General features: G+C 62.8%; 31 protein-coding genes and 1 pseudogene. 11 read left to right on the top strand and 21 right to left on the bottom strand.

Features of this window, described 5'->3' with window-relative positions:
* Nucleotides 1-31: 31 nt before the first annotated feature.
* The gene (locus LMTR13_RS13595; RefSeq protein ID WP_083219030.1) at nt 32-847 is read left to right on the top strand and encodes a quinoprotein dehydrogenase-associated SoxYZ-like carrier; all 816 of its coding nucleotides are present in this window, start codon (nt 32-34) and stop codon (nt 845-847) included.
* Between the two features lie 214 nt (nt 848-1,061).
* Here LMTR13_RS13595 and LMTR13_RS13590 read toward each other — a convergent pair whose 3' ends face one another.
* Nucleotides 1,062-1,421: a hypothetical protein gene (locus tag LMTR13_RS13590; RefSeq protein WP_065728323.1), complete on the bottom strand. Its 360-nt coding sequence runs from the start codon at nt 1,419-1,421 to the stop codon at nt 1,062-1,064.
* An 86-nt stretch (nt 1,422-1,507) separates the two neighbouring features.
* Here LMTR13_RS13590 and LMTR13_RS13585 point away from each other — a divergent pair, with 86 nt between their 5' ends.
* From LMTR13_RS13585 to LMTR13_RS13565, 5 genes and pseudogenes are all read left to right on the top strand, one after another.
* Nucleotides 1,508-2,482 (top strand): ABC transporter substrate-binding protein, encoded by a 975-nt coding sequence (locus LMTR13_RS13585; RefSeq protein ID WP_065732658.1) that lies wholly within the window; start codon nt 1,508-1,510, stop codon nt 2,480-2,482.
* A 1-nt stretch (nt 2,483) separates the two neighbouring features.
* Nucleotides 2,484-3,221 (top strand): ABC transporter permease, encoded by a 738-nt coding sequence (locus LMTR13_RS13580; RefSeq protein WP_065728322.1) that lies wholly within the window; start codon nt 2,484-2,486, stop codon nt 3,219-3,221.
* Nucleotides 3,211-3,939, top strand: a complete 729-nt coding sequence (locus tag LMTR13_RS13575; protein WP_065728321.1) for an ABC transporter ATP-binding protein — start codon at nt 3,211-3,213, stop codon at nt 3,937-3,939. The genes LMTR13_RS13580 and LMTR13_RS13575 overlap by 11 nt, the downstream gene beginning before the upstream one ends.
* A 48-nt stretch (nt 3,940-3,987) precedes the next feature.
* Entirely contained in the window at nt 3,988-4,782 is a 795-nt protein-coding gene (locus LMTR13_RS13570; RefSeq protein ID WP_065728320.1) for a pentapeptide repeat-containing protein, read from the top strand.
* Nucleotides 4,783-4,816: 34 nt separating this feature from the next.
* A pseudogene (locus LMTR13_RS13565) lies at nt 4,817-5,141 on the top strand (hypothetical protein).
* Between the two features lie 21 nt (nt 5,142-5,162).
* On the opposite strand, the gene LMTR13_RS43355 reads toward LMTR13_RS13565, so the two are convergent.
* The 4 genes from LMTR13_RS43355 to LMTR13_RS39225 all read right to left on the bottom strand — a co-directional run bounded on the left by LMTR13_RS43355 (nt 5,163) and on the right by LMTR13_RS39225 (nt 7,391).
* On the bottom strand, nt 5,163-5,399 hold the full coding sequence (locus LMTR13_RS43355; protein WP_065728319.1) for a hypothetical protein: 237 nt from the start codon (nt 5,397-5,399) through the stop codon (nt 5,163-5,165).
* Nucleotides 5,400-5,512: 113 nt separating this feature from the next.
* Nucleotides 5,513-6,385 (bottom strand): hypothetical protein, encoded by an 873-nt coding sequence (locus LMTR13_RS13555; RefSeq protein WP_236843377.1) that lies wholly within the window; start codon nt 6,383-6,385, stop codon nt 5,513-5,515.
* Nucleotides 6,386-6,689: 304 nt separating this feature from the next.
* Nucleotides 6,690-6,770 (bottom strand): pyrroloquinoline quinone precursor peptide PqqA, encoded by an 81-nt coding sequence (pqqA, locus tag LMTR13_RS13550; protein WP_035728097.1) that lies wholly within the window; start codon nt 6,768-6,770, stop codon nt 6,690-6,692.
* Nucleotides 6,771-7,064: 294 nt separating this feature from the next.
* Nucleotides 7,065-7,391, bottom strand: a complete 327-nt coding sequence (locus LMTR13_RS39225; RefSeq protein WP_083219029.1) for a hypothetical protein — start codon at nt 7,389-7,391, stop codon at nt 7,065-7,067.
* 323 nt (nt 7,392-7,714) lie between these two features.
* On the opposite strand from LMTR13_RS39225, the gene LMTR13_RS40730 reads away from it, so the two are divergent.
* Entirely contained in the window at nt 7,715-7,933 is a 219-nt protein-coding gene (locus LMTR13_RS40730) for a hypothetical protein (RefSeq protein WP_156795610.1), read from the top strand.
* 45 nt (nt 7,934-7,978) lie between these two features.
* Here the strand turns inward: LMTR13_RS40730 and LMTR13_RS13540 are convergent, their stop codons facing one another.
* Genes LMTR13_RS13540 through phnG form a run of 9 tightly spaced genes read right to left on the bottom strand, consistent with a single transcriptional unit; the run spans nt 7,979 to nt 14,931 of the window.
* A complete protein-coding gene (locus LMTR13_RS13540; protein ID WP_065728316.1) occupies nt 7,979-8,590 on the bottom strand; it encodes a pyridoxamine 5'-phosphate oxidase family protein in 612 nt (203 codons plus the stop codon).
* Nucleotide 8,591: 1 nt separating this feature from the next.
* On the bottom strand, nt 8,592-9,203 hold the full coding sequence (gene phnN, locus LMTR13_RS13535) for a phosphonate metabolism protein/1,5-bisphosphokinase (PRPP-forming) PhnN (protein ID WP_065728315.1): 612 nt from the start codon (nt 9,201-9,203) through the stop codon (nt 8,592-8,594).
* Nucleotides 9,200-10,354 carry an alpha-D-ribose 1-methylphosphonate 5-triphosphate diphosphatase gene (locus tag LMTR13_RS13530; protein ID WP_065728314.1) on the bottom strand — a complete coding sequence of 385 codons (1,155 nt, stop codon included), beginning with the start codon at nt 10,352-10,354 and terminating at the stop codon, nt 9,200-9,202. The genes phnN and LMTR13_RS13530 overlap by 4 nt, the downstream gene beginning before the upstream one ends.
* Before the next feature lie 13 nt (nt 10,355-10,367).
* Complete coding sequence (gene phnL, locus LMTR13_RS13525) at nt 10,368-11,066, bottom strand: phosphonate C-P lyase system protein PhnL (RefSeq protein ID WP_065728313.1); 699 nt, start codon at nt 11,064-11,066, stop codon at nt 10,368-10,370.
* Between the two features lie 9 nt (nt 11,067-11,075).
* Entirely contained in the window at nt 11,076-11,876 is an 801-nt protein-coding gene (phnK, locus tag LMTR13_RS13520) for a phosphonate C-P lyase system protein PhnK (RefSeq protein ID WP_065728312.1), read from the bottom strand.
* A complete protein-coding gene (locus LMTR13_RS13515) occupies nt 11,869-12,753 on the bottom strand; it encodes an alpha-D-ribose 1-methylphosphonate 5-phosphate C-P-lyase PhnJ (RefSeq protein WP_065728311.1) in 885 nt (294 codons plus the stop codon). Before LMTR13_RS13515 ends, phnK begins: the two co-directional genes overlap by 8 nt.
* On the bottom strand, nt 12,750-13,853 hold the full coding sequence (locus LMTR13_RS13510) for a carbon-phosphorus lyase complex subunit (protein ID WP_065728310.1): 1,104 nt from the start codon (nt 13,851-13,853) through the stop codon (nt 12,750-12,752). The genes LMTR13_RS13515 and LMTR13_RS13510 overlap by 4 nt, the downstream gene beginning before the upstream one ends.
* Before the next feature lie 3 nt (nt 13,854-13,856).
* Nucleotides 13,857-14,465, bottom strand: coding sequence for a phosphonate C-P lyase system protein PhnH (gene phnH / locus LMTR13_RS13505; protein ID WP_065728309.1), 609 nt, complete (start codon nt 14,463-14,465; stop codon nt 13,857-13,859).
* Nucleotides 14,466-14,469: 4 nt separating this feature from the next.
* A complete protein-coding gene (gene phnG, locus LMTR13_RS13500; protein ID WP_065728308.1) occupies nt 14,470-14,931 on the bottom strand; it encodes a phosphonate C-P lyase system protein PhnG in 462 nt (153 codons plus the stop codon).
* A gap of 104 nt (nt 14,932-15,035) precedes the next feature.
* On the opposite strand from phnG, the gene phnF reads away from it, so the two are divergent.
* Nucleotides 15,036-15,761 carry a phosphonate metabolism transcriptional regulator PhnF gene (gene phnF, locus LMTR13_RS13495; protein WP_065728307.1) on the top strand — a complete coding sequence of 242 codons (726 nt, stop codon included), beginning with the start codon at nt 15,036-15,038 and terminating at the stop codon, nt 15,759-15,761.
* A gap of 106 nt (nt 15,762-15,867) precedes the next feature.
* On the opposite strand, the gene phnE (LMTR13_RS13490) is transcribed toward phnF, so the two are convergent.
* The 4 genes from phnE (LMTR13_RS13490) to phnC all read right to left on the bottom strand — a co-directional run bounded on the left by phnE (LMTR13_RS13490) (nt 15,868) and on the right by phnC (nt 19,471).
* A complete protein-coding gene (phnE, locus tag LMTR13_RS13490; RefSeq protein WP_065728306.1) occupies nt 15,868-16,722 on the bottom strand; it encodes a phosphonate ABC transporter, permease protein PhnE in 855 nt (284 codons plus the stop codon).
* Nucleotides 16,719-17,606, bottom strand: a complete 888-nt coding sequence (phnE, locus tag LMTR13_RS13485; protein WP_065728305.1) for a phosphonate ABC transporter, permease protein PhnE — start codon at nt 17,604-17,606, stop codon at nt 16,719-16,721. Before phnE (LMTR13_RS13485) ends, phnE (LMTR13_RS13490) begins: the two co-directional genes overlap by 4 nt.
* A gap of 66 nt (nt 17,607-17,672) precedes the next feature.
* Entirely contained in the window at nt 17,673-18,581 is a 909-nt protein-coding gene (phnD, locus tag LMTR13_RS13480; protein WP_065728304.1) for a phosphonate ABC transporter substrate-binding protein, read from the bottom strand.
* A 74-nt stretch (nt 18,582-18,655) separates the two neighbouring features.
* Complete coding sequence (gene phnC, locus LMTR13_RS13475) at nt 18,656-19,471, bottom strand: phosphonate ABC transporter ATP-binding protein (RefSeq protein ID WP_065728303.1); 816 nt, start codon at nt 19,469-19,471, stop codon at nt 18,656-18,658.
* 179 nt (nt 19,472-19,650) lie between these two features.
* Between phnC and LMTR13_RS13470 the strand changes: the two genes are divergently transcribed.
* The 3 genes from LMTR13_RS13470 to LMTR13_RS13460 are packed head-to-tail and all read left to right on the top strand — an operon-like array spanning nt 19,651 to nt 22,216.
* The gene (locus LMTR13_RS13470) at nt 19,651-20,316 is read left to right on the top strand and encodes a transferase hexapeptide repeat family protein (protein ID WP_065728302.1); all 666 of its coding nucleotides are present in this window, start codon (nt 19,651-19,653) and stop codon (nt 20,314-20,316) included.
* Nucleotides 20,313-21,506, top strand: coding sequence for an alpha-D-ribose 1-methylphosphonate 5-triphosphate diphosphatase (locus LMTR13_RS13465; protein WP_065728301.1), 1,194 nt, complete (start codon nt 20,313-20,315; stop codon nt 21,504-21,506). Before LMTR13_RS13470 ends, LMTR13_RS13465 begins: the two co-directional genes overlap by 4 nt.
* A 20-nt stretch (nt 21,507-21,526) precedes the next feature.
* A complete protein-coding gene (locus tag LMTR13_RS13460; protein ID WP_065728300.1) occupies nt 21,527-22,216 on the top strand; it encodes a DUF1045 domain-containing protein in 690 nt (229 codons plus the stop codon).
* A gap of 12 nt (nt 22,217-22,228) precedes the next feature.
* Here LMTR13_RS13460 and LMTR13_RS13455 read toward each other — a convergent pair whose 3' ends face one another.
* The 3 genes from LMTR13_RS13455 to LMTR13_RS13445 are packed head-to-tail and all read right to left on the bottom strand — an operon-like array spanning nt 22,229 to nt 25,211.
* Nucleotides 22,229-23,728: a tripartite tricarboxylate transporter permease gene (locus LMTR13_RS13455; RefSeq protein ID WP_065728299.1), complete on the bottom strand. Its 1,500-nt coding sequence runs from the start codon at nt 23,726-23,728 to the stop codon at nt 22,229-22,231.
* 27 nt (nt 23,729-23,755) lie between these two features.
* The gene (locus LMTR13_RS13450) at nt 23,756-24,205 is read right to left on the bottom strand and encodes a tripartite tricarboxylate transporter TctB family protein (RefSeq protein ID WP_065728298.1); all 450 of its coding nucleotides are present in this window, start codon (nt 24,203-24,205) and stop codon (nt 23,756-23,758) included.
* Between the two features lie 10 nt (nt 24,206-24,215).
* Nucleotides 24,216-25,211, bottom strand: a complete 996-nt coding sequence (locus LMTR13_RS13445; protein ID WP_065728297.1) for a Bug family tripartite tricarboxylate transporter substrate binding protein — start codon at nt 25,209-25,211, stop codon at nt 24,216-24,218.
* Nucleotides 25,212-25,383: the final 172 nt, after the last annotated feature.

Here is a 25,383-nt window from a genome sequence, read left to right as displayed (position 1 = left end):
TCGTTGCCTCCATCCCCCGTGAAGGTGGTGCATGCCCGAAACTATCTTCCGCTTGTGCGTCGTCGTTGGCTTGCTGCTGTCTGGCTCGCCGCTAGCATTTGCGGCAACGCCGGATCCCTGGCCTGGCCTGGTTCAGGACATCTTCAACAATCGTCCGATGAACGATGGCAGCGACGTCATTGCCATCGAAATGCCGGCCCGCGCCGAGGATGCCGCAATCGTGCCGGTGACGTTACGAACGAAGCTGCCAGCCAGTGACGGCCGGCAGGTGCTGAGCATTACGCTGGTCATCGACCAGAACCCTGCGCCGATGGCGGCAAAATTCCAGCTCGGGCCGGACGCCAAGGTCCCGGAAATCTCCACCCGTGTCCGCGTCAACAATTACACCGATGTCCATGCGGTGGCCGAACTCAGCGACGGCCAACTCTATATGGCCAAGACGTATGTAAAGGCGTCCGGCGGATGCTCGGCACCTGCCGCCAAGAACGCCGACGAGGCCAAGGCCAGGCTCGGCCAGATGCGCTACCGGCAGTTCGCGAAGGCTGGCGAAGGCCCTGCCACCGGCGTCCGCGAGGCCCAGATCATGATCGGCCATCCCAATAATTCCGGCCTGCAGATGGATCAGGTCACACATCTGTATGTTCCGGCATTCTTCATCAATGAACTGCGGCTCTGGCAGGACGACAGCCTGGTGTTGACGATGGAGGGTGGCATTTCAATTTCGGAAGATCCCAATATCCGGTTCACCTACGTCTCGAATGGCGCGAAAAGTTTCCGCGCCGAGGCAAAGGACACCGAGGGACGCGTCTTCCAGCGCGAATGGAAGATCGACGATTCCGGAATTTGATGCGTCTGCGGACAGAATAGCATCGTGTCCCGGACGCGGTGCAGCGCGACAGCGCTGCTCCGCAGAGCCGGGCCCCATTGCGGACATCGTGCGCTCTGGTGACATGGGTCCCGGCTCTGCAGCGCATCACTCGCGTGCTGCGCTGCGTCCGGGGCACGAGAAAAACGGCTGTCGCCTGGCCGTCGTCGTCTTCGAAGCCGCGATCACCTCGCTTTCAGAAGCAGCGAACTTCCGCTTCGGCCTGGGCTCGCCTCAGCTCGTTGAGGGCGCTTGCCGCCTGCTCCGACGTGCGGAAGGGGCCGCCCAGATCGCCCCGCACCTGCGACATGCTGAGCACGGTTTCGGCCGTGACATAGCGGTCGTAGGGCACGAGCGAAGCGATAACATCGATCGAGCAGGAGCATTGTTCGATCGCTTGGCGCGTCTCGCCGTTCGCTTTCAAACAGCCAAACGCGTATTCGACGCGCGCCGAGGTCGGATAGTCGTTGATATCCTGGGCACGCGTAAGCCCTGTCGTCGCCATTAGCGCCGTCAACGCGGCGACAATCGGTCGTACCGATCCCACAAACATCATCGTCTTCCTCCCGCTGCTAACGGTGGAAGCTATGCTATGACTGATCCGCTGAAAAGCAGATGTCGGAGGAAATGGCCAGAGGCACCATGAAACTCTTTGTTCGCATGCTCCTTGCTACGATTGTCTTGGTCTCGCTCGGCACGCGCGGCAGCGCTGAAGCCTTGCGCGTTGCAGTGCAGAAGACCGGAACATTCGCCTGGGAACTGGCAGTGATCCGCGCGCACGGCCTCGACAAGCAGGCCAACCTTTCCGTTGAGGTTCTCGAACTGGCGAGCCCTGAGGCGGGCAAGATCGCGCTTCGTGCCGGCAACGCCGACATTGTCGTCACTGACTGGCTTTGGGTGTCGCGCGAGCGCGGGCTTGGCGCCAAACTGACATTCTATCCCTATTCGAGCGCGCTCGGCGCGGTGATGGTCCCTGCCTCATCGCCGATCCGGACCCTGGCCGATCTCAAGGGCCGCAAGCTCGCCGTCGCGGGCGGTCCGATCGACAAGAACTGGCTGTTGTTGCGGGCGTGGTTGAAGCGGGACGGCATCGACCTGAAATCGGACGCGACAATCGCTTACGGGGCGCCACCGCTGCTGGCTGCGAAGACGCTCAGCGGCGAAATGGATGCCACCGTGAACTACTGGAATTTCTGCGCGGCGCTGGAAGCGAAGGGCTTCCGCCGCGTCGCCGGCATCGAGGACCTGCTGCCGAAACTCGGCGCCAAAGGCCGCACCGCGATGCTCGGCTACGTCTTCGACGAAAAATGGGCGAACGCAAACCAGGACAAAATTGCCCGCTTCATAGCCATGACCCGCGCGGCGAAAGAGATCCTGTCGACCACGGATGCGGAGTGGGAGAAAATTGCGCCGCTGACCGGCGCTCCAGACGCCGAAACGTTGCGCGTCTATCGTGATCGCTATCGGGAGGGAATTCCGCGTCGGCCGATCGCAGACGAAGAAGCCGACGCGCGCATTCTCTATCGCGTGCTGGCTGAAATCGGCGGCCACGAGCTTGTCGGGCCGGTGCCTGAACTGGATGCCGGAACATTCTATCACGCGATCCCGGGAGATTGAGGTGGCGCGCCTGCTGTCATTCGCCATGTTCCTTGCAATCTGGTGGATCGCCTCGCTGTTTGCCGGCGACGCGAAGCTGCCACCTCCCCCCACCGTGCTCACTGCCATGATTGCGGAAGCCAGGTCGGGTAACCTGTTCTTCCATCTCGGCGCGACGTTGGCGCGCGTTGCGCTCGCCTTCACGCTGGCGATGGCTCTGGGCGCGGCCATCGGATACCTGATGGGCCGGGTACGGCTTGCCGATCGGCTGTGCGATCCTTGGCTGATCCTGCTGCTCAATCTGCCGGCGCTCGTGGTCATCGTGCTCGCCTACATCTGGGCTGGATTGACTGAAGTCGCCGCAATTGCGGCAATCGCCATCAACAAACTCCCGACCGCCGTCGTTACGCTCCGCGAGGGCGCGCGCGCCCTCGATGCGGCGCTGGACGAAATGGCGACGGTATTTGCATTGCCGCGCTGGAGCAGGTTCCGACACGTCATTTTGCCGCAACTGTCGCCCTATATCGCAGCCGCCGCACGATCAGGACTTTCCCTGGTCTGGAAGATCGTACTTGTTGCGGAATTGCTCGGGCGTCCGAACGGTGTCGGTTTCGAGATTGGCGTAGCGTTCCAGCTATTCGACATTCCGCTACTGCTTGCCTACTCGCTGAGCTTCGCCGCGGTCGTGCTCCTCATTGAAACCTTGCTGGTGCAGCCGTTTGAGGCCCGGGTATCCCGGTGGCGTCCCCGTGCGGCTTGAGGTCGATATCGCCAGCAAGACGTTCAAGAGCGCGGCGGGCGAACAGCACGACGTGATCGCGGGCGTTGCCTTTGCACTTGATGCAGGCGAGGTCGGTGTATTGGTTGGCCCATCCGGCTGCGGCAAGAGTACGATGCTCCGGATTCTCGCCGGCCTGGACCCCGACTTTCAAGGGCGCGTCTCGCGACCCGCCGGCGCGCGGATCGGCTTCGTGTTCCAGGAGCCGCGGCTGTTGCCGTGGCGGTCGGTCGAGGAGAATGTGCGACTTGCCGCGCCTGGCGCCGACGACGCGAAGCTTTCAGCACTCTTCGAAGTTCTTGAGCTGAAGGCACATCGCAACCATTTTCCCGGCGAGTTGTCGGTCGGCCTCGCGCGGCGCGTGGCGCTTGCCCGCGCCTTCGCCGTCGAGCCGGAATTGCTCATTCTCGACGAACCGCTCGCCTCGCTGGATACCGCCCTTGCGAGCCGCTTGCGCGATGAGATCGCCATGTTGGTGGACGGTCGCTCCATGATAACGCTGCTGGTCACCCACGATGTGGACGACGCGGTTCGTCTCGGCGATCGCGTAATCCTGCTGTCACCGCGCCCGGCCCGGGTTCTCGCGCAGCTACCCATCCGCACGCCGCGAAGCGCACGCGGAGAGGTCGAGATCGCCGCAATCAAATCGGAAATCGTGCGGCGGATCTATGGCTGTCCCACCCAGCAGGATGCGCCGTAGGCAGTGCCAAAGGCCGGTGCTAGAATGCGTGATCGGTTGGGGTTGACAATGAAACGCTCGATCGGAACTGCAGTCTTTGGTTTTGCTCTTGTAGCCATAACGGCAACCGCGCAGGACATGATGCGTCATGTTGACCTGTCTTCACCCGATATGGTCTCAGCCGAATTGACCCGCGGAGAGGTCGAGGCCACGGTCGCTGCGGCGACCATCGCCGCGCCCGCCGATTTCACCGGGAAGAGATTATCCGGCCTGGACTTGTCGGGAATCAATCTGTCCGGCGCAATCTTCCGCGCGGCACGGCTCAACAAGACGAAACTTGCCGGCGCCAAACTCGACCGCGCCATCCTCGACCAGGCATGGCTACTGGAAGCGGACCTCACTGGTGCAAGCCTCAGGAGCGCAAACCTGTTCGCTTCACAGATGGCTCGCGCCCGCCTCGACGGCGCCGATCTTTCGCAAGCGCGCATCGCTGCCGATCTCACCGGCGCGAGCCTCGTCGGAGCTTCGATCGCGGAAGCAAATCTGGGCGCCGACATGCGTAACCAGTCGATGGGGCTGATGCGCGCGGTGCTGAAATCGGCCAAGCTGGAACGCCTGAACGCGCGCGGCGCCGACCTGTCTCGTGTCGATCTCGAATTTGCGGTGCTGAAGGGCAGCGACCTCACCGGTGCTTCTCTCAAGGGTGCTCAGCTCGGCGGGGCCGACCTGACTGGCATCACTGTCGTCGACACGGATTTCGAGGGTGCCGATCTCGATACGGCCCGGTTGATCGCCCCAATCGGTCTCGATCGGGCAAGAAACTTCGGTAAAGCAAAAAATCGAGACCGCCTGATCAGGCAATGACGGCTAAGGCGCGCCGCGACGAAAGCATGCTCCGATGCGATGGATACTGGCTTCGGTGGCGCTGCTCTCAACGAGCGCCAATGAGGTGACGCGCAGGGAAAAGGCATCCGATTGTGGTCACCATTTCGGAGTTTCAGCTATCCCCGCCCGGAAAGAACGACGGGGGTCCCAACCTCACCCTGCACGACAAGGAAGTCGACCACGACGAGCGCCTGCGTATCACCGGCGTGCAGCCGGAGCGCTACGACATCAAGGTCGACTATCCCGGCTCAAAGCACTGCTTCGTGCGCGACATCGAAATCAAGGCCGATGCCATGTTTTCGATCGCGGACAAGGATTTTAAGGACTGCAACAAGTAGCCGCCGCTGCCGGACGACTATTCAGCCTGCCGACCACACGGCGTCACCGGAAGCCTTTCGATTGGCGCCTGGATATTCGCATCGCCACTTGACCGCAGTCCATTTCGGGTGTTCGCCAACCCACTGCGCGATATAGGGCTGCGCGGCCATGGCACATCGCTGCAACGAAACATTTGAAGAAAAGACCAAATGGGTTTCCTCGCAGGTGGTCGGCGAGAGCACGGCACAAACGGTCACGACCAAGTCTATCGGTGTCATTGCTGATATCCCTTGATTAGTTCCCGAATAGATAACGCAAAGAGGTACGGCAATCGGCGAAGCCGGGTTTCACTACACCGTGAAAAGCCGAAACGCCATGCGTCCTCCCCACGCTAGAAGTTAACGCCAAATACCAGCCGCGCCTGGTGGCGGTCGAAATTGACCAGATCAAGGCTGGCATTTGATCCGGCCGGACGTCCCCACGCCTGAACGCTCCAGCTCGCGGTCACCCGCGTATGCTTCGACAATTGGAAATACGCTGTCGGACCGACGAACATCGCCTGCCCGACAAGTTCCTCCAAGCCGATTCCCTCATATTTCCGCAAGTACCGCGCCTCTCCGCCCAGCAGAAAACCCGGCCGCACCTGCGCCAGCACCCCAATCGCCGCGCCCGCAGTGGAGTCACGCTCCATGGCGCTGTTGCCGACCAGGCGCGTCCATTCCGGTTCGTAGATCAGGTTGAACGCCGCGATAACGCGGTTCGGGACGAGCTCCCCGTCGAACGCCAACCTGAATTCAGTCCCGAAACTCCGAACCGCTTCAGCCGTCGTTTCATCGACACGATGCGCGTGCATTTCTGTCGCGAAAGTGAGCCCGAACGGCGCCGCCTCCCTATCGAGAAAGCGGTAGCGCAAATCGACCGATGCGCCCTGCCACGACAGCCGGCGCTGATCGTCAAGGCCAGGCACGCCGCTGATCGTATGCGATGCAAATGTGCTACCCAGCTCGATTCGAAAATTCCGGACAGGTACAAACTCCAGTTCGAACTCCTGGCCGAGGGCCCGATAAGTACCGCCGCTCCTGCCGAAGCGCCCGGTCGTCTCCGTTTGAAACTCCCGTTCGCCCACACTGCCGACATCGGTTCCAATCATGAAGCCGAATATATGCTCGGTATCGAAGGCCTCGGCATGGGCGCAGGCCGGCAGCAACGCAACAAGAGACACGACCATAGCCTGGAAGGTCTTTGCATGCGTCAGCATTCGCATTCAGCGGGTCTTGAGGTTGAACGGGCAAGTAAGTCCGCGGCATCAGCCGAGACCTACCCTAGCATGAGGCAGGGACCGTCGGCGAGTCATGGGACAAATTGGAATCCGGATAAGATAGCGTGTGATCTAGACCGGCCGGCCTTCGGCCAGCCCCCTACGGAGATTCCGGTCCAGTTGGTCAGGATCTGCGCCTGCAGCAAACAGTGGAAAACTTCCTTGGGGATCCTGTGGCTGGAGGGCGTGCAGTTTGCCCGGCCCGCGGCAACAGGCCGTTGCCGGAGCCGGGCAGACCGGTTCGACGCGTCTATTTACGCGCCGCGCAGGCGTACATGTTGATTTCCATGCCCACCGACACTTCGACGATCTTCGGAGTCTTCCAACTCATCAGGGGTCCTCCCAAGCAGTGCTGGCACGACATTCGTGCCGGGACGAAACTAGGGTCGCCGTGGACAGAGCGCAAGTACGGAAGGTCGAAGGTCGCACTATGCGTACTATCTCCGAAGGAAGAAGTTCGCTCTTGGACAAGCCTACTTCCCTCTTGGTCAAACCCCTGCGGATAACGGCGCCCAATCGACGCATGCACCGCGAGAGTTCGTCCAATCACAGTTCGAACGACTTTCCATTACGCACCAGCGCCTATCTGCCGAAGCAGTATGACGACCAGGGTCGATACGTATCTTCAGCAGTCTTTGTCTGCCTCTGTGACCTTGTCGGCCTTGGCGCCTTCAGCCTGCTGTGCCGCCGTCGGTTCGCCTTGCATCTGCCGCTGCGTATCTTGTGAAGATGCTGCAGTTTCTCCCGCCGCTCGGTTCATGGTGCCGGTCGGCGGATGTTGGCTGGTGCTGCTCGCCATACCTGTTGTTTGACTGTCGCCAGTCTGGGCCGGTCCAGAGCCTGCGTCCTTCAGGTTGGCGGCGCGTCCCGTTTCGCAGGGACCGGCCAGTGCTGCGCCGGTGCTCAAAACCAAAATGGAGCAACCCGCAAGAATGAGTCGTTTCGTATTCATGTGTCTCTCCTTTCCACGTGAAGCACGCACGACGCGATGAGAGGCAACCGACCCGTTCTCTGCAGGTTCCGGGTGGCGACGTGAATATCGACAGGTTTAATCTGACGCTTCTGGTTTCGGTGAGGACATCCGATGGAACCGATTCACCAAAGGTTGATCAGTTTCCTTCTCGTGCTCTGCCTTGCATCGGCGGCCTTTGCGCAGGAAAGGCAGCCTGACCAAACGGCACCGAATGCGGAGACCGCTCTGCCCGCTGACGGACCGTCATTGACCGGAAAAGAGCGGCTGGGAAGAAAGTGGATGGACGAGCAGCGGATCGACGATTGCAACGTGCCGGCCGACAAGCGCGGCAGCAAACAGCGATCCAGCACCTGCCCGCACGTTCCATCGGGATGATCGGCGACAGCGCAACGGCACGGCTACGCCAACGTTTGCTGGCGGAGGGATTCTCTCAATCCGCTGGTCCGGAATTTTCTCAAATGCGCGTAAAAGGCGATCCGTTACGCCTGATCCGCTCGCGGCGCTCGCGCCGGTTGTTCTGAATTGCTTGCCGTACGGCCGCTGCCAGGTCGCGAGCCAGCAGCGCATCACCACATGGTCTGCCGCGCGCGCTCCGGCCATTCCCGATCGTACTTCTCGCCGCCGACGGTATTGTCGCTCATTTCGGCAAGTATCTGGCCGGGCGTCGGCAAGCTTCTCGGATCGACGCGCTTGTCGGGATTCCAGAGATCGGAACGGGCGATGGCCCGCGCGCACTGGAAGTAAACCTCTTCGACCGTCATGACGATGACGGTGCGCGGCGCCTTGCCTTCCATCTTGAAGGACGCGAGCAGTTCCGGATCGGCCGAGACATGCGCGCGGCCGTTGATGCGCAGTGTGCTGCCGGAACCCGGGATAAGAAACAAAAGCGCCACCCGCGGATCGCGCACGATATTGCGCAGCGAATCGCAGCGGTTGTTGCCGCGCCGGTCTGGCATCATCAGCGTCTTCTCGTCGTGGACGCGAACGAAGCCCGGCAAGTCGCCGCGCGGCGAACAGTCCAGCCCTTCCGGCCCGCAGGTCGCCAGCGCCGCAAACGGCGACTTGTCCATCAACGCCCGATAGGCCGGCGTGATCCTGTTCGCGACCTTGACGGTCGAGGCATCGTTGGGAAAGCCGTAGATGGCCTCAAGTTGCTCGATGGTCGCGATCACAGTCATTTTAGCTCTCCCGTCGATCGTCCCATTTCTCGCTCTTGATGACGCGGACGAGCTGGCGGGCATGATACTCGGCGCTGCCGGTATTGACGATGGTGACGTCGGGCGCGGCCGCCGCATCCTCCACCGTGCGACCCAGGCGGGCTTCGAGCTTGCCGTCGCTGTTCCGCCGCCGCATCGCAATCCGTTCGGCCAGAACGTTCGGCGGCGCGGTGATCGAAACCACCACCACGTCGGCATAGGCGCGGCGCATCGCGCCAATCACGGTGCGCGATACGTTGACCACGATCGTTCGTCCGGCGCGGATTTCGTTGTCGATCGCGCGCGACAATGCATAGCAATGGCCATGGGCTTCCCAATGCATGGCGTATTCGCCACGCGCCAGCGCCTCCTGAAACGTGCCGGCGCTGACCTCTTCGTTTTCCTCCGACGCCGACGCTTCACGCGTGATCACGCGGCGGGGAAACACAATGCTGCTGTCCTCGGCGCAGGCCACCTTGGCGAGGCTGAGCAGCGTGTCCTTGCCGGCGCCGCTTGGGCCGACCACCAGAATCAACCGGCCCGGCCCGATCGCGGCCGCCTGGTCTGGCGCTGTGGTTGTCAGTGTTTCCGTCATGCTACGCGCCGCCCTTCCCGCCAGACGCTGCGCACCACCGGAATGTTGCGGGCGACATGCACCCGGATTACATCGGCCCGCTTGCCGGGTGCGATCTCGCCGCGGTCCGCAAGACCGACCGCTTCGGCCGGCGTCTTGGTGACGGTGCGGACGGCCGAGGCCAGATCGATCGCCGGCACATCCTGCGGCAATTGCAGGGCTGCCATCAAAAGACTCGAAGGGATGTAGTCGGACGACAGGATGTCCAAAAGTCCCTCGCGGGCGAGATCGATGGCGGCGATGTTGCCGGAATGCGAACCGCCGCGAACCACGTTCGGTGCCCCCATCAAGATACCGATGCCAGCCTGATGCAGGCCGCGCGCGGCTTCCATCGTGGTCGGAAACTCCGCCACTGCGACGCGGTCCTGGATCGCGTCGGCGACATTTTCCTCGGTCGTGTCGTCGTGGCTGGCGAGCGGGATTTCATATCGATGGGCAAGCGCCACGATCTCGCGCATGTTGGCCGCGGCATGGGTCTTTTGATAGTGGAAGCGCTTTTCGAACAGCGCATCGAGTTCGGCGTCGGTCTTGCCGCCGCCCTTGCCGCGGTAATAGTCGCGCAGCTTGACCTCGTCGCGGAACTGGCGCTGGCCCGGCGTGTGGTCCATTAGCGACATCAGCCGGACGTCAGGCCGGTCGATCAGCTCCTTGGCCTCCTCGACGACGCTTGGCATCGGGATTTCGCACCGCAGATGCAGGAAATGCTCTGCGCGCAGCAGGTTCGCCTCGCGCGCGGATGCGATCGCCTCCGCCAGCACGCCTGCCCTTCCGTCGACCTCCTCGGCGCCGTCCTCACGCCAGACCCGGAGCGAATCCAGAACCGTGGTGATGCCCGAGGTGGCCAACTGTCCGTCATAGGAAACCACCGACGCGATCGGATCCCAGAATACCTTTGGGCGTGGCACATAGTGCATTTCGAGATGGTCGGTATGCAGCTCGATCAGGCCTGGCATGATCAGATCGCCGCCGGCGTCCTCGCTGCCTGACGGCGCACCGCCCTCGCCGTATTCGGCGATGCGGCCATCGGCGAAAGCGACCCAGCCGTGCTCGATCACGCGATCGGCCAGGACGATGCGGGCGTTGCCGAGGATGGTTTCTTGCTTCGAAGTCATCTCTTTTCTTCCCTCAAGCCGCGGCGGCAAATGATGTCACGTCGACGATGCGGTCGGCGATCAGATGGCGAATTTCGTCGTCATGGACGATCGCCACCACCGCGACGCCCTGCCGTTTCTTCTGTTCAATCAAATCGACGACAACAGCGCGATTGGCGGCATCGAGCGAAGCTGTCGGCTCGTCCAGCAACAGAATTGGCAGATCGGAAATGAAACCACGCGCGATGTTGACCCGCTGCTGCTCGCCACCTGAGAACGTCGATGGCGGCAGCGCCCACAGCCGCTCGGGAATGTTGAGGCGACGCAGCAGCGCACCCGCCCTCTCGCGAGCTTCCCCGCGTGCAGCTCCATTCGCAATCAGCGGCTCCGCCACCACGTCGATGGTGGCGACCCGCGGTACCGCCCGCAAGAACTGGCTGACATAGCCGATGGTCGAGCGGCGCACGCTGAGCACCTGCCGCGGCTCGGCTGTGGCAAGGTCGATCACTGTCCCCTGATGCCGGATGCCGATTCGGCCGCCATCGCAGCGGTAATTGCCAAAGATCATTTTCAGGATCGAGGATTTTCCGGCGCCGGAAGGGCCCGACAGCACGACGCATTCGCCCGGCTCGACCTGAAACGAGACGCCGCGCACCACGGGCAGCTCAACGCCGCCCTGCAGGTGCATGGTAAAGGTCTTTTCGGCGCTGGTGATGTCGATCATCGCAGTCATTAGCCGTGCTCATGCCGGAAGGATCGAGGAAACGAGCAGTTGGGTATAGGGCTCGCGGGGGTCGTCGAGCACCTGGTCGGTCAGGCCGGTTTCAATGACGCGCCCACCCTTCATCACCATTACGCGGTGCGACAACAGCCGCGCCACGGCGAGGTCATGGGTGACAACGATAGCGGCAAGGCCGAGCTCGCTGACGAGATTGCGCATCAGATCGAGTAGGCGCGCCTGCACCGATACGTCGAGCCCGCCGGTCGGCTCGTCCATGAATACCAGCCGCGGCTCGGTGACCAGATTGCGCGCGATCTGCAACCGCTGCCGCATGCCGCCGGAATAGGTGCGCGGCGCGTCGTCGATGCGCGCGGTGTCGATCTCGACGCGCTCCAGCCAGGACGAGGCGGTATGACGGATACGGCCGTAATGATTCCAGCCCACCGCCATCAGCCGCTCGCCGACATTGGCGCCGGCCGAGACCGCCATCCGCAGTCCTTGCGCGGGGTCCTGGTGCACATAGCCCCAATCCGTGCGGAACAGAAAGCGGCGCTCGGCTTCGCCGAGGCTGGCGAGATCGCGCAACACGCCGTCCCGCATCCGGTATGATACCCGCCCGGCGCTCGGCGCGAGCTGCGCGGACAACAGTTGCAGCAGCGTCGACTTGCCCGACCCGGACTCGCCGACGATAGCCAGCACCTCGCCGGGATAAAGCGCAAAGGAAACGTCGCGGCAGGCGGTCAACCGGTCGTAATTCTTGCCGAGGTTTTCGGCGACCAGAAGCGGCTGATCGTCCTGCCTGGGGTCTTGCGGCTCAGCCATGCGCCCTCTCCTTGTGCGGAGCCGCGCTCTCGCTGCCGCGATGGCCGGCCAACTGGCGAGACTCGCAATAATCGGTATCCGAGCATACGAACATCCTCCCGCCTTTGTCGTCGGTGACGATTTCGTCGAGATAGGAATCGTCCGCGCCGCACAGCGCGCACGGCGCGTCGAACCGGTAGCGCGTGAACGGGTGATCCTCGAAATCGAGCGACACGACGTTGGTATGCGGCGGGATCGCGTAGATGCGCTTTTCGCGGCCGGCGCCGAACAGTTGCAGCGCCGGGCAATTATCCATCTTCGGATTGTCGAATTTCGGTGTCGGCGACGGATCCATCACATAGCGCGCATTCACCTTTACCGGGTAGGCATAGGAGGTCGCGATATGGCCGAAGCGCGCAATGTCTTCGTACAGCTTGACGTGCATCAGGCCATATTCGCCCAGCGCATGCATACGCCGCGTCTCGGTCTCGCGCGGCTCCAGGAATCGCAGCGGCTCGGGGATCGGCACCTGATAGACCAGCACCTGCCCCGCATGCAGCGGCGCTTCGGGAATCCGGTGCCGGGTCTGGATCACGGTGGCGTCTATCGTGGACGTGGTGGTCGCGACACCAGCGGTCTTGCCGAAGAATTTCCGGATCGAGATCGCGTTGGTGGTGTCGTCCGAACCCTGATCGATCACCTTCAACACGTCCTGTGGCCCGAGGATCGCCGCCGTCACCTGCACGCCGCCGGTGCCCCAGCCATAGGGCATCGGCATCTCGCGGCTCGCGAACGGCACTTGATAGCCGGGAATCGCGATCGCCTTCAGGATCGCGCGGCGGATCATCCGCTTTGTCTGTTCGTCGAGATAGCCGAAATTGTAAGCTGGCGCGTTCATTCCGCGGCCTCCTGCATGTCCGGCGCCTCACTGGCCTCGGCGAACTCCTTGCGCAGCTTGCGCAACAGACCGAGCTCGGACTGAAAGTCGACGTAATGCGGCAGCTTGAGATGCTCGACGAAGCCGGTCGCCTGCACATTATCGGAATGCGACATCACGAACTCCTCGTCCTGGGCCGGCGCGATCACTTCCTCGCCCAGCTCGCGGGCGCGCAGGCTGCGGTCGACCAGCGCCATCGACATGGTCTTGCGCTCGCTTTGTCCGAAGGCCAGGCCATAACCGCGCGTAAAACACGGCGCCTCCGTCGCCGATCCCTTGAACTGGTTGACCATCTGGCACTCGGTCAGCTCGATCGAGCCGAGCGGGACGGCAAAGCCCGCATCCTCGGCGAAGAATTCCACCTCTACCTCGCCGAAACGGATTTCGCCGGCAAAGGGATGGGTACGGCCATAGCCGCGCTGTGAGGAATAGCCGAGCGCAAGCAGGAATCCCTCGTCGGCACGCGCAAGATTCTGCAGCCGCAGATCGCGGTCGGCCGGAAAGCTGAGCGGCTCGCGCGTGAGATCGCCGACCGGCGCAGCAGCATCTGCCGCCGGCGACGGTTCGATCAGGCCATCGCGACCGAGAATGTCGGTGACGCGTGGCGTTGCCGCCTGCGTTGCCTCCGACGTCGCCGGCTGCTCCGGCACAAAGCCGTCCGCAAGCTGCGGGTCCAGCAAGCGATGGGTATAATCGAAAGTCGGCCCCAGGATCTGACCACCCGGAATGTCCTTGAAGGTCGAAGAGATGCGCCGCCGCACCTGCATCTCGCCGGTGTCGACCGGCTCGGTCGCGCCAAAACGGGGCAGCGTGGCACGGAAGGCACGGACCAGGAAGATCGCCTCGATCAGGTCGCCGCGCGCCTGCTTGATCGCGAGTGCCGCCAGCTCGCGGTCGTAGAGCGAGCCTTCCGTCATGACGCGGTCGACGCCGAGCGAGAGTTGCTCGGCAATTTGCGCCAACGAGAGTTCGGGCACATCACGGTCGCCACGCCGCTCATGCGCCAGCAGGCGGTGGGCGTTCTCAATGGCGCGTTCGCCTCCTTTGACGGCTACATACATGGACTACGCTCCGCTTGCGACCAGCCGCGTGGTTCGGGGAATCGCGACAATCAAGTCGTCATGGACCAGCACGACATCGATGCCGCGCGGGAACAGGGTTTCATTGATGGCGAGCCGCTGAAAAAGGTCGCGCGGCTGGAGCATCGCCTGCAGCAGCGTTGTACCGTCGATGCCCGGCCCCTTCACCTCGAATGTAGGACCCTGCGTCAGGCTCTCGACCTGCAGGATCAGCGTCGTCGACCTGTCAGGATATTCGTTGCTGCCGAACGCGAAGCGATCGAGCGTCGGCAGGCTCTTGGCGTCGCCGACGAGGGCGAAGCTGGCGATCGAGGAATCCGCGATCACCGGCGCACTGGTATGGAACTTGAGCCACTTCGCCACATCAGGCGTGGCCGACATCGCGGCATCGAGCCAGATCGGCGTGTCGTGATCGAACAGCGTCAGCGCGATCGCCGCCGCGCCGCCCATCATGCCGGCGGGCGCGCCGACAGCTGCCGTGACCCGTTGCGCGTTGCCGGGACGCGCCATCGCGTCCATCACGGAGCGGAAGGTCGACTGCGCCGACAGCACCTTGTCGGCAAAGCCCGCGGGCAATTCTGCAACCGTCGTCATCGCATCACCCCTCGCCGCGCACCATGGTATAGAAATCGACCCGCGTCGCCGCCGCCTCGGCCGCCTTGCGGCTGCGATCGGCGATCATGGCCTCGCGTAACGGCGCGATCACCCTGGTCTCGACCTCACCCGAAAGCTCCGTCGACTGCACCATGGCATCGCACAGCGCTATCATCTGCGCCTTCTGCCTGTCGCGGCCGAGCACGTAGCCGAAGCCGATCTCGCCGGTCGCAAGACGCACCGCCGCGCGCGACACCGTGGCCTCGCCGAGATTGAACGGTGCGCCGTCGCCGCCGATCCGGCCGCGCAGCATCACGAGGCCGTTCTCGGGCTCGCGCAGGTTCTCGTGTGCGGGTACCGCGATCGCCGCGAGATGGCCCGCAATGTCGCCAGCCCCGGAATGCGCCAGCACCGCCATCGCCGCCTTGCGCTGCGCCTCTCTGCCGTTCCGTCCGGACAAACCCATGAGCAACCTTGCCTAAATCAAGTTGTCTATGATAATAGACAACTTGATAGCGGAGCGCCATGACTGTTTCGTGACAAACGGATAATTTCTGGTACCACCACGCCATGAGCCTGCAGGAGAGTTCCGGCGTCGCCTTATGGCGGCAGGTCGCCGACGGCATCGAGCGCGGCATTGCCGACGGCCGCTTTGCCGCGGGCGAAAAGCTGCCGGGCGAGATCGAGATCGCCGATACCTATCGGGTCAACCGCCACACCGTGCGGCGCGCACTGGCTGCGCTTGCCGAACGCGGCCTGGTGCGTGCCGAACGCGGCAGCGGCACCTATGTCGAGGCGCAGCGCCTCGCCTATCCCTTGCGCTCGCGGACGCGATTTTCCGAAATCGTCGGCGCCGGCGGCCGCGAGCCGCGCGGCCAATTGATCGATACCTCCGAAGAGCCCGCGACGCGCGAGCTGGCCCGTGAGCTCGGACTGAAGACCGGCGCGCCCCTGATCCGGATCGAATCGGTGCGGCTCGCTGACCGCACGCCGATCTGCGTCAGCACCAGTTGGCTTTCTGCCGATCGCTTCCCGGACGCCGGAGCGGTCTTCGCCAACGCGCGCTCAATGACCAAACTGCTGGCGCATTACGGCGTCCGCGATTACCGCCGCGCCTCGACCCGCGTCACCGCCGGCATCGTGGACGCCACCGACGCCGCACGACTCGATCTCGCGCTCGGCCGTCCCGTGCTCGTGGTTGACAGTACCGATGTCGACACCGGCGACAAGCCGCTCGTCACCAAGCGATCGCGCTTTGCCGCGGAGCGCGTCGAGTTTTTGATAGAGAACAGTTGATGCTTGTAGGATGGGCAAAGCGATAGCGTGCCCACCATTCAGTGACGTGCACTAGACTAGATGGCGGGCACGTCGCTGGCGCGCCTTTGCCCATCCGACAGAAGCATCACGCGACCGCGCGCTGTCCAATGATCGCGAAGCGGAGTTTGCCCGAAATCCAGTCAATTGCGGAAACCGCGATGAGGATTAGCAGAATCAGAAACGATACCTTTTGCCATTCCAGCACCCGGATCTGTTCGGCAAGCTGAAGGCCGATTCCGCCGGCCCCGACGATTCCGATAATCGTCGCCGATCGCGTATTCGATTCGAAATAGTAAAGCACTTGGCTCAGCAGAATCGGAAAGACCTGCGGCATCAGTCCAAACCGAACTGCATGAAAATGGCTGCCGCCCGCCGACTGGACTCCTTCAGCGGGGTTCTTGTCCGCAGTCTCGATGGCCTCTGAAAAGAGCTTTCCAAACGTCCCGAAATCGCTGCAGATGACCGCAAGGATACCTGCAAACGGACCCAATCCCACGACGCCGACCCAGATGAGCGCCCAGATCAAGATATCGACACCGCGGATGGTGTCGAGGCTACGGCGTGTGAAAAAGTGGACGATCCGGTTCGCAACCACATTGCGCGCGGCCAGCAGGGCCACTGGCAATGCCAGTAGTGCTCCGCCCAGCGTACCGAGAAATGCGATCGACACCGTCTCGCCGAGCGCATTCAAATACTTCAATGCCTCCGCCCATGAACCAGGATCGGGCGGCAGCATAAGCCGAAGGAATCCGCCTAGTCTGGCCATTCCGTCAGAAAGCCGGTCAAACGGAATGTCTAGCTGGGCAATCCCGAACAGAAAAAGTATAACTGCCCCGCCGAGGCTCAGTGCGATCTTTCCCCTGTTCCACCAATCCGGGCGGAAAACCTCCGGATAGCGTTCAACGATTGCGGCCTGGTTTTCAGAACTGAAGGAAATCACGTGCCCGCGCCCTCCAGCCCAAGGAGGCGATGACGTACGCGCTCCGTGACAAAATCGATCAGCATGACGGTGACGACGATGAGCAAAAGGATGGCGCTGACATCGCTGTAGTAAAACTTGCGCACGGCCTCGATCAAGTCCTGCCCGATCCCGCCGGCGCCGACGAAGCCCATCACCGCCGCGCCGCGCACGTTGATCTCGAATCTCAACAGAGCATAGCTTACGAAATTCGAAAGAACCTGAGGCACCGCGCCGAACCGGACAATCTGAATCCAGCTTCCTCCGCTCGCCGCCACCCCCTCGATCGGCTTGTTATCGATATTCTCGACAACCTCGGCGAACTGCTTGCCAAGCGCGCCCGTGGTATGGATCGCTATCGCGAGCACGCCCGGAAGCGGTCCCAGGCCGAATGCCAGCACAAAAACCAGGGCAAAGACGATCTCCGGCACGGTCCGGCAAAATTCGAGAACGCGCCGCGTGACGAAAACGATCGCGCGCGACCTGACGAGATTGGCCGAAGCCAAGAAGCAGAGAACGAATCCGCATATAGCTCCCGAAAGGGTTCCCATGTACGCAATCAGCAGGGTGTCCCCGAGAAGCAGCGTCCAGCGAGGCAGGCCCCAAAGCCATTCCGAGAGATCGTTCCATGCAGACGAAAACGAAAACGTGGGAGCTATGCTGGCGAAATAGGCCGGGAACCGCCAGAAATTCTCGGCAAACTTCCAAAGGTCGACGTCGCCCATCCAGCCGGCGGCAAGCGCCGCAGCGATCAGGATCGCCGAACCCAGCCATATACGCCGTCGCTTCGCGGCAACTGCAGCCGCATAGCGATCGGCCAGTTCGCGCAGCCTGGCTTCCGGGAATTCGGGGACTGCTGTTCGCATGGGTTTTCTGAAGAGAAATGGGCGGACCTCGCGATCCGCCCGAGTCGTCTGGAAACGTGGTTCCGTTCAGGACTTCTGCTTGCGCAGGCTGTCGACAAATTTGGTCAGATCGATCACGGCCTCATAGGCCTTGTGGTCAACCTCGACGAAAGGCAGTTGCTTCCCCTCGTAAATCTTGTCGAAAGCGGCCTTGTCCTTCACTGCAATTTCCAGCACTGCCTTCTTAATCGCCGCCTTAAGGTCGGCAGGCAGGCTACCGAGATATGCCATCGGCGAATTCACAATCTGTTCGGACTTCAGGATGATCCTGAAATCGGCGGCCTTCGCCATGCCCTTGCGTTCCATCCGCAGCAGGTTCGATTCTTTTTCGTCGTTCCACCAGTTGAACGCCGCATCGCAGGTACCCTGGGCAAGCCCGATCACCGCGTTTTCATGACTTCCCGAATAAACCACCTTGGAAAAGAACTTCTCCGGGTCGATGCCCATCTTGTCCATCGCGAAACGCGGCACGTTGTTTCCTGACGTTGAATTGGGGTCGACAAGGCAGAGATTCTTGCCTTTCAAGTCCTTGATGTCCTTGTAGCTCGAGTCGCTTTTGACATAGAGGACCGAGTAATAGCCCTTGGTGCCGTCGCCATTCACTTCGATCGCGAACGGCTCGACCTTGGCGCCGACAATGTAGGCACGTGCATAAGACGCCGGACCGTACATCGCGATATGGATGTTGCCGGCCCGCTGGCCTTCGATCACGGCGGCGTAGTCGTTGGCGATCCGCAGCGTCACCTTCGTGCCGAGCTCGCGGGACAGATACTCCGCCAAAGGCGTCCAACGGTTGGTCGTGCCCGAAGCATTCTCATCGGGGACCTTGGCGAACACCAGTTCGGGATATTTTGCTTTCCAGTCCTGGGCTGATGCGGGGGAAGCTGAGAACACCAATCCCGCCGCAGCGGCGAGAATAATAAGACGGTTGAACATGACGTCTCCTGTTTTTGCAGCAATGTGGCTTGCGGATTTCAATCCGCGCAGTTCTCGATTCTTGGACGCAACACTCAGGCCGCGGCGACCGTACCAAGCGCGGGGACCGCCGAACCGACTGGCGCAAGCGCCGGCGTCGCATCCATCACTTCATTCGCCTCAAGATCGTAGAGCTCCCGCGCGATGCGATCTGTCAGCGCCACCGGCGCGCCGTCGAACACTATCCGCCCCGACGCCATGCCGATCAGACGGTCGCAGTAGCTTCGCGCCAGATCGAGCGAGTGCAGATTGCAGACCACGGTGATGCCGAAAGGCTTATTGATGCGCAGCAAGGCGTCCATCACGATCCGGGTGTTGCGGGGGTCGAGCGAGGCGATCGGCTCGTCGGCAAGTATGATGTCGGGCTCCTGCACCAGCGCACGCGCAATCGCGACGCGCTGCTGCTGACCGCCGGAGAGCTGGTCGGCGCGCTGGGCTGCAATAGACGCCATGTCGAATTGTTCGAGTGCCGACATCGCTATTGCCTTGTCACGTTCGGGCCAAAGCTGAGCGAGCGAGCGCCATGACGGTACCGCAGCCAGCCGTCCCATCAACACGTTGGTCAGGACGTCGAGCCGGCCGACCAGATTGAACTGCTGGAAGATCATCGCCGAGCGCGCGCGCCACTGCCGCAGCTCCTTGCCGCGCAGCGCGGTCACGTCGACGCCTTCGAACAGGATGCGTCCCTCGGAAGGCTCGGCGAGGCGGTTGATCATCCGCAGCAGCGTCGACTTGCCGGCGCCGGAGCGGCCGATCACGCCGACGAAGCTGCCGGGCTGGATCGAGAATGACGCATTGTCCACCGCGGCCTTGGTACCGAACCGGCACGTCAAACCATCCACCACCAGCATGCAACGCTCCAGAGTTCCTGTCGTAGAGCCATCGCTAACGGCTCGATCTTACAGTTGTGTGACACGCGTGCTGCGCTGCGGCGTCATCCACAGCGGCCCGGTGTCATGCACTCGTCATGATCTTGTCATCAAGCGCATCGAAGACGAACGGGTGCCCCGATTGCTGATGGACGTACCCGATGGCCGGCAAGTTGCTTTCCACTGAACCAATGGTTGACCCCACCGCGTCAGTGCGCGACTGCCAGCTTGGTGCCTACACCGAGGTCGGCCCCCGAACCATCCTGCTCGAAGTCACGATGGCCGATTATTCCTACGTCGTGAACGACTCGCAGATCACCTACACGACGATCGGCAAGTTCTGCTCGATCGCGGCCATGACGCGCATCAACCCGGGCAATCATCCGATGCACCGGGCCTCGCAGGCGCATTTCACCTATCGCGCCTCCAGTTATTTTCCGGGCGAGAGCGACGACGCCGAGTTCTTTGCATGGCGCCGCGAGCATCACGTTCACATCGGCCACGACGTCTGGATCGGCCATGGCGCCATCATTCTGCCCGGCCGCTCGATCGGCACCGGCGCGGTGGTCGCGGCCGGCGCCATCGTCACCAAGGATGTCCCCGCTTATGCGATCGTTGCAGGTAACCCGGCACGGCCGATCAAGCAGCGATTTCCGGCATCCATTGCTGCGCGGCTTGCGGAGCTCGCATGGTGGGACTGGGACCATGAAACGCTTCGCCGCGCCCTGCCTGATTTCCGCAAGCTCGACGTCGAGGGCTTTCTCGACAGGTACGAAGCCGTCGCAGCAGCCGGCCGCCGTCAATTCAACCAGAGTGCCGCATCGTGACTGAACTGTTCATCGAGGGCGGCCGGGCCCTGCTCGGCCTCGAGATCGCCGAAACCTCACTGCGGACCGCTGGCCGTGAGATCGCAGCCGTAGGTGCGGACAGCAACCACGGCATCGGCGGCGTCAATGCCGACGGCCTTCTGGTATTGCCGGGCATTGTGGATCTGCATGGCGATGCCTTCGAGCGGCAGATGATGCCGCGCCCCGGGGTCGATTTCCCGATCGATGTGGCGCTTGTTGACAGCGACCGGCAGGCGATCAGCAACGGGATCACGACCGCCTATCATGCCACGACCTGGTCGTGGGAGCCTGGCCTGCGCAGCGCCGACAATGCCCGGCGCTTGCTGGAGGCGATCGAGCAGATGCGACCGCAGCTCGCCGCCGACACCCGCTTCCACCTGCGCCATGAGACCTACAATCTCGACGCGGAAAGCGAAATCATCGACTGGCTTTCGGAAGGACGCGTCGACCTGTTCGCGTTCAACGACCACATGGATTCGACCGTCGCCAGCCTCGCCAAACCGCAGAAGCGCAGCCGAATGGTCGAGCGCACCGGTCTCACCAACGAGGCATTCGATCGCCTGGTGCAAAGCGTGGTCTGCCGCAGCCACGATGTGCCGGCTTCGATCGCCCGGCTGGCGCAGGCAGCGCGCGCGGCGGATGTCCGGATGCTCTCGCATGACGACGAGAGCCCCGCGATGCGGCAGGCCTTTCGCGCGCAGGGCGTTGCGATCGCCGAATTTCCGGTCAACGAGGAAACCGCACGCGATGCTGCCGAAGCCGGCGACTTCATCGTGTTCGGCGCGCCCAACGTGGTGCGCGGCGGCAGCCACACCGGCTGGACCAGAGCCTCCGACATGATCGCCAAGGGACTCTGTTCGGTGCTTGCGTCGGACTATTATTATCCGGCGCCGCTATTGGCGGCATTCCGCCTTGCAGCCGACGGCGTGCTGCCGCTGGCCGCGGCATGGCAATTGATCTCGGCGGCACCGGCGCGCGCCGCCGGTCTCGCCGATCGCGGCACGCTCGCCGCAGGACAGCGCGCCGACATCGTTCTTGTCGATGACGCGGTGCCATTGCGCCCGCGGGTCGTTGCGGTAATTGCCGCGGGGCGTCTCGTACATCTGGCGGAGGCGAACCGCCTCGTCCGTTCATCCATCGTTCCGCGCAAGGCGGTTGCAGCCGCGTGAGGCGGCCCTATTCTGGCGCAATGGCAAATTACCCTCGTTACGCAATCTACTATACCGCGACGCCCGACGGCACGCTTGACCGGTTCGGCGCCTCGCTGCTCGGCTACGATGGCCATAGCGGCGAAGACCAGCCCTTTCCGGATGGTGTCCCATTGGACTGGCGCGACCTGACGCAGGATCCGCGCAGATACGGCTTTCACGCCACGCTGAAGGCGCCGATGGTGCTGGCCGACGGCAAGGCCGAGGCGCAGCTTGCTGCGGCGTGCGAATTGTTCGCCGATCTGGCCCGGCCAGTGCCCGTGATCCAACCGGTCGTCGATTCGATCAGCGGTTTCATCGCGGTAATTCCCGCCGAACCGTCGGCAGATCTTGACCTGCTTGCCGCCCAGGCGACCAGGGCGTTCGATTCGTTCCGCGCTCCACTTGGTGCGGAAGATCGTGCGCGGCGCAATCCGGAGGCGCTAACGCCACGCCAGCGCGACTATCTCGACCGCTGGGGTTACCCCTACGTCTTCGAAGAATTTCGCTTCCACATGACGCTGACGGGGCGGCTTCCTACCGAACGGCGCGAGCCGATTGTGGCGATGCTGCGCGGCAGGTTTGCGGCGACGGACGTCGGGCCGCTCGCGATCGACGCCATCGCCTTGTGCCGTCAGGACAATGCGAATTCGCGGTTTCGGGTCATCGGCCGCTGGCAATTGCGCGACTGACCCCCACACCGCTCATTCCGCCAGCGCCTCTTTCCGCGTTCTCAGAATTGCCGGCGAAAGCATTGCCAGCAACAAGGCAGCGACGACTGCGAGGATAACCGCGCTGATCGGCCGCGACAGAAAGACGGTGAAATCGCCGTCAGCGATCAACATTGCACGCCGGAAGTTTTCTTCCAATTGCGGGCCGAGCACGAGGCCGAGCAGGAGCGGCGCCGGCTCGACGCCGATCTTGATGAAGAAATAGCCGATCAAGGCGCAACCCATCATCAACCATACGTTGAACAAGCTGTTGGCAATGCCGTAAGTGCCGATGCAGCAGAACAGAACGATCGCGGGAAATAGCAGCCGATAGGGAATTTTCAGCATCGAGACCCATAGGCCAATCAACGGAAGGTTGATCACCAGCAGCATCAGATTGCCGACCCACATGCTGGCGATGACGCCCCAGACGAGCTTCGGCTGCTCGGTCATGATCTGCGGACCGGGCTGGATGCCCTGCATCATCAGCGCGCCGATCATCAGCGCCATCAGAGCGTTGGCAGGAATGCCGAGCGTCAGCAGCGGAATGAAGCTGGTCTGGGCGCCGGCATTGTTGGCGGCCTCCGGACCGGCAACGCCCTCGATGGCGCCCTTGCCGAAGCGCGAGGGATCGCGGGCGAGCTTCTTCTCCAGCGCGTAGGAGGAGAACGGCGGAAGCGCCGCACCGCCGCCAGGCAGCACCCCCAGCACGGAGCCCAGCGCCGTGCCGCGCACCACGGCCGGAAAGGCGGTCCGCAAGTCCGCCCGGCTCGGAATCAGGCTGCGGATCGACTGACTGACGACACGCCGTTCGGCTGGGCGTTCCAGATTGGCGATGATTTCGCCGAGCCCAAACAGGCCCATCGCAATCGGCACGAAATCGAGGCCGTCCGACAGAGCCGGGATACCGAAAGTCATGCGCGCAACGCCCGAGCTGACATCGATCCCGACCAGACCGAGTAACAGCCCCAGCAGCACCATCGCCAGCGATTTGGCGACCGAGCCATGGGCAAGGACGACCGCGGCAATCAGGCCGAGCACGAGAAGACTGAAATATTCGACCGCAGTGAATTTGAGCGCCAGCACCGACAGCGGCACGCTGAGTACCGCGATCACGATCGTCGCCATCGTGCCGGCAAAGAACGAAGCGATCGCCGCTATGGCGAGCGCGGTTCCGGCCCTGCCCTGCTTGGCCATCTCGTGACCGTCGATACAGGTGACGACCGACGACGTCTCGCCCGGCACATTGACCAGGATGGCGGTGGTCGAGCCGCCATATTGCGCGCCGTAGAAGATGCCGGCCAGCATGATCATGGCGCTCGCGGGCGACAGGCCGAAGGTGAAGGGCAGCAGCAACGCCACCGTGGGAATCGGACCGATGCCGGGCAGCACGCCGATCGCAGTCCCGATGACCACGCCGATCAGGCAGAACAACAAATTGTTGAGTTGAAGGGCCGTCGAAAGACCCATCAGCAGATTGTCGAACAGTTCCATATGCGTCTGCCTGCGAAGCGTGCCGAGCTAGCGGGGCCAGATCGGGATCGGCAAGCCCAGCAACTTGACGAACAGAAGAACGGCGGCGCCCGAAAGCACGATGGCAAACGCCACGGTCTCGACGAAGCGCCCTTCCCGCGTGGCGAAGCTGGCGAGCATCACGGCGGCGACGGAGGCGATCGCGAGGCCCAACCGTTCCGCCGTCAGCGCGAAAACGCCGACGGAAGCCAGGATGGCCAGCAGCGGCCGCAACTGAACGGGCGCGATGCCACGGCCCGTGCGCCAGAGCCCGCGCCCGGTAAAGAAGACGCCGAACGCCATTAGCGCGAGTGCGACGACGCGGGGCATGTAGCCCGGTCCCATATCGGCGGCGTGACCGACCGTCAGATTGCGCGTGGCGACGAGCGTACCCGTCGCCACCGCCACGAGGAACAGGCCAAACAGCAGGTCCTGCAGGTCGATCCGGGAACGCGTCATCGCCCCGTCCTTAGCTGCCCTTGATGCCGGCCTCGCGAATGATCGTGCCCCAGCGCGTCGTCGCGTCCTTGAGCCAGTTGCGGAATTCCTCCGGCGATTGGGCGCGCACCACGCCACCCTGCTCGGCGATCTTCTGCTGAATCTCGGGCAGCTCCAGGATCTTGCGGATTTCGGCATTCAATCGTGCGACCATGGCGGGCGGCGTGCCACCGGTGGTCAGGATACCCTGCCAGGTCCCGGCGTCGCCGCCGGGCAGCCCTGCTTCCTTGAAAGTCGGCAGATCGGGAGCCGAGGCAATCCGCTGCTCGCCGGTGACGGCAAGTCCGACAAGCCGCTTGTTTGTCACAAAGGGCATCGTCGCCGCAGCGCCGTTGATGATCACGCCGCTCTCCCCGGACACCACAGCGCGCGAGGCGGCCGCCCCGCCCTTGTAGGGAACGTTCTTCCATTGAATTCCCAGTTCCTTCGCCATCACCACGGCGGTGATATGATTGGCGCCGCCGACGCCGGAATTGGCGACGGTGAGCTTGTTCGGATTGGCCTTGGCGTATTCAATCAGCTCCTTGGACGTCTTCGCCGGGACCGATTCATGGACGGCCAGCACGTAGGGGCCGAACATCACCATGGAAATGGGCGCGAGGTCCTTCTGAACGTCGAAGGTAAGATCGGAAAACAGGCTGGGCGCCGTTGCCAGCGATCCGACATCCATCAGCAACAGCGTGTGACCGTCGGGCTGCGCCTTGGCGACGGCGTCGGCCCCGAGATTGCCGGCCGCGCCGGGCTTGTTCTCGACCACGACCGACTGACCGATGGCGGCGGATAGTTTTGGGCTGATCAGGCGCGCCAGGATGTCCGAGGTGCCGCCGGGAGCGAACGGCACGATCAGCCGCACGGGCCGCTCAAAATTCTGAGCCCCGGCCACGCTTGGCGCCAAGACAAAAACCGACGAGGCACACACCGTAAGAACAGCGGCGGCAATCGCCCGGGCGAGAGATGGCATAGACATCGGTCGTTCCTCCTTTCAAAGCGCAATTCAGCGCGATCCCGCCGTTTCATCGGCAGGCTGCAGACCTTCGAGGCAGCGTTGGGAGGAATGATAGGTCATGGGCGGGGTGGCCTATGAATTAGTCTGCGGATAGGTCGATACCTTTTTTGGATGGATCGGCCGCGGATCAGCC

This window comes from Bradyrhizobium icense (genome assembly GCF_001693385.1).
Taxonomy (GTDB): domain Bacteria; phylum Pseudomonadota; class Alphaproteobacteria; order Rhizobiales; family Xanthobacteraceae; genus Bradyrhizobium; species Bradyrhizobium icense.
This window is presented reverse-complemented; position numbering and strand designations above follow the sequence as displayed.

What these genes read in the sequence shown, in the direction of transcription:
- LMTR13_RS13455 (WP_065728299.1), bottom strand. Translation starts at nt 23,728, where the DNA reads ATGGAACTGTTCGACAATCTGCTGATGGGTCTTTCGACGGCCCTTCAA.
- LMTR13_RS43355 (WP_065728319.1), bottom strand. Translation starts at nt 5,399, where the DNA reads ATGACACCGATAGACTTGGTCGTGACCGTTTGTGCCGTGCTCTCGCCG.
- phnC (WP_065728303.1), bottom strand. Translation starts at nt 19,471, where the DNA reads ATGCTGGTGGTGGATGGTTTGACGTGCCGGTTCGGTACCAAGGCCGCG.
- phnF (WP_065728307.1), top strand. Translation starts at nt 15,036, where the DNA reads ATGAGCCTGCAGGAGAGTTCCGGCGTCGCCTTATGGCGGCAGGTCGCC.
- LMTR13_RS13595 (WP_083219030.1), top strand. Translation starts at nt 32, where the DNA reads ATGCCCGAAACTATCTTCCGCTTGTGCGTCGTCGTTGGCTTGCTGCTG.
- LMTR13_RS13555 (WP_236843377.1), bottom strand. Translation starts at nt 6,385, where the DNA reads ATGCGAATGCTGACGCATGCAAAGACCTTCCAGGCTATGGTCGTGTCT.
- LMTR13_RS13570 (WP_065728320.1), top strand. Translation starts at nt 3,988, where the DNA reads ATGAAACGCTCGATCGGAACTGCAGTCTTTGGTTTTGCTCTTGTAGCC.
- phnK (WP_065728312.1), bottom strand. Translation starts at nt 11,876, where the DNA reads ATGGCTGAGCCGCAAGACCCCAGGCAGGACGATCAGCCGCTTCTGGTC.
- phnN (WP_065728315.1), bottom strand. Translation starts at nt 9,203, where the DNA reads ATGACGGAAACACTGACAACCACAGCGCCAGACCAGGCGGCCGCGATC.
- phnG (WP_065728308.1), bottom strand. Translation starts at nt 14,931, where the DNA reads ATGGGTTTGTCCGGACGGAACGGCAGAGAGGCGCAGCGCAAGGCGGCG.
- phnE (WP_065728305.1), bottom strand. Translation starts at nt 17,606, where the DNA reads ATGCGAACAGCAGTCCCCGAATTCCCGGAAGCCAGGCTGCGCGAACTG.
- LMTR13_RS13510 (WP_065728310.1), bottom strand. Translation starts at nt 13,853, where the DNA reads ATGTATGTAGCCGTCAAAGGAGGCGAACGCGCCATTGAGAACGCCCAC.
- LMTR13_RS13590 (WP_065728323.1), bottom strand. Translation starts at nt 1,421, where the DNA reads ATGATGTTTGTGGGATCGGTACGACCGATTGTCGCCGCGTTGACGGCG.
- phnL (WP_065728313.1), bottom strand. Translation starts at nt 11,066, where the DNA reads ATGACTGCGATGATCGACATCACCAGCGCCGAAAAGACCTTTACCATG.
- LMTR13_RS13470 (WP_065728302.1), top strand. Translation starts at nt 19,651, where the DNA reads ATGGCCGGCAAGTTGCTTTCCACTGAACCAATGGTTGACCCCACCGCG.
- phnH (WP_065728309.1), bottom strand. Translation starts at nt 14,465, where the DNA reads ATGACGACGGTTGCAGAATTGCCCGCGGGCTTTGCCGACAAGGTGCTG.
- LMTR13_RS13450 (WP_065728298.1), bottom strand. Translation starts at nt 24,205, where the DNA reads ATGACGCGTTCCCGGATCGACCTGCAGGACCTGCTGTTTGGCCTGTTC.
- LMTR13_RS13530 (WP_065728314.1), bottom strand. Translation starts at nt 10,354, where the DNA reads ATGACTTCGAAGCAAGAAACCATCCTCGGCAACGCCCGCATCGTCCTG.
- LMTR13_RS39225 (WP_083219029.1), bottom strand. Translation starts at nt 7,391, where the DNA reads ATGAATACGAAACGACTCATTCTTGCGGGTTGCTCCATTTTGGTTTTG.
- LMTR13_RS13515 (WP_065728311.1), bottom strand. Translation starts at nt 12,753, where the DNA reads ATGAACGCGCCAGCTTACAATTTCGGCTATCTCGACGAACAGACAAAG.
- LMTR13_RS13460 (WP_065728300.1), top strand. Translation starts at nt 21,527, where the DNA reads ATGGCAAATTACCCTCGTTACGCAATCTACTATACCGCGACGCCCGAC.
- LMTR13_RS13445 (WP_065728297.1), bottom strand. Translation starts at nt 25,211, where the DNA reads ATGTCTATGCCATCTCTCGCCCGGGCGATTGCCGCCGCTGTTCTTACG.
- pqqA (WP_035728097.1), bottom strand. Translation starts at nt 6,770, where the DNA reads ATGAGTTGGAAGACTCCGAAGATCGTCGAAGTGTCGGTGGGCATGGAA.
- LMTR13_RS13540 (WP_065728316.1), bottom strand. Translation starts at nt 8,590, where the DNA reads ATGACTGTGATCGCGACCATCGAGCAACTTGAGGCCATCTACGGCTTT.
- LMTR13_RS13585 (WP_065732658.1), top strand. Translation starts at nt 1,508, where the DNA reads ATGAAACTCTTTGTTCGCATGCTCCTTGCTACGATTGTCTTGGTCTCG.
- phnD (WP_065728304.1), bottom strand. Translation starts at nt 18,581, where the DNA reads ATGTTCAACCGTCTTATTATTCTCGCCGCTGCGGCGGGATTGGTGTTC.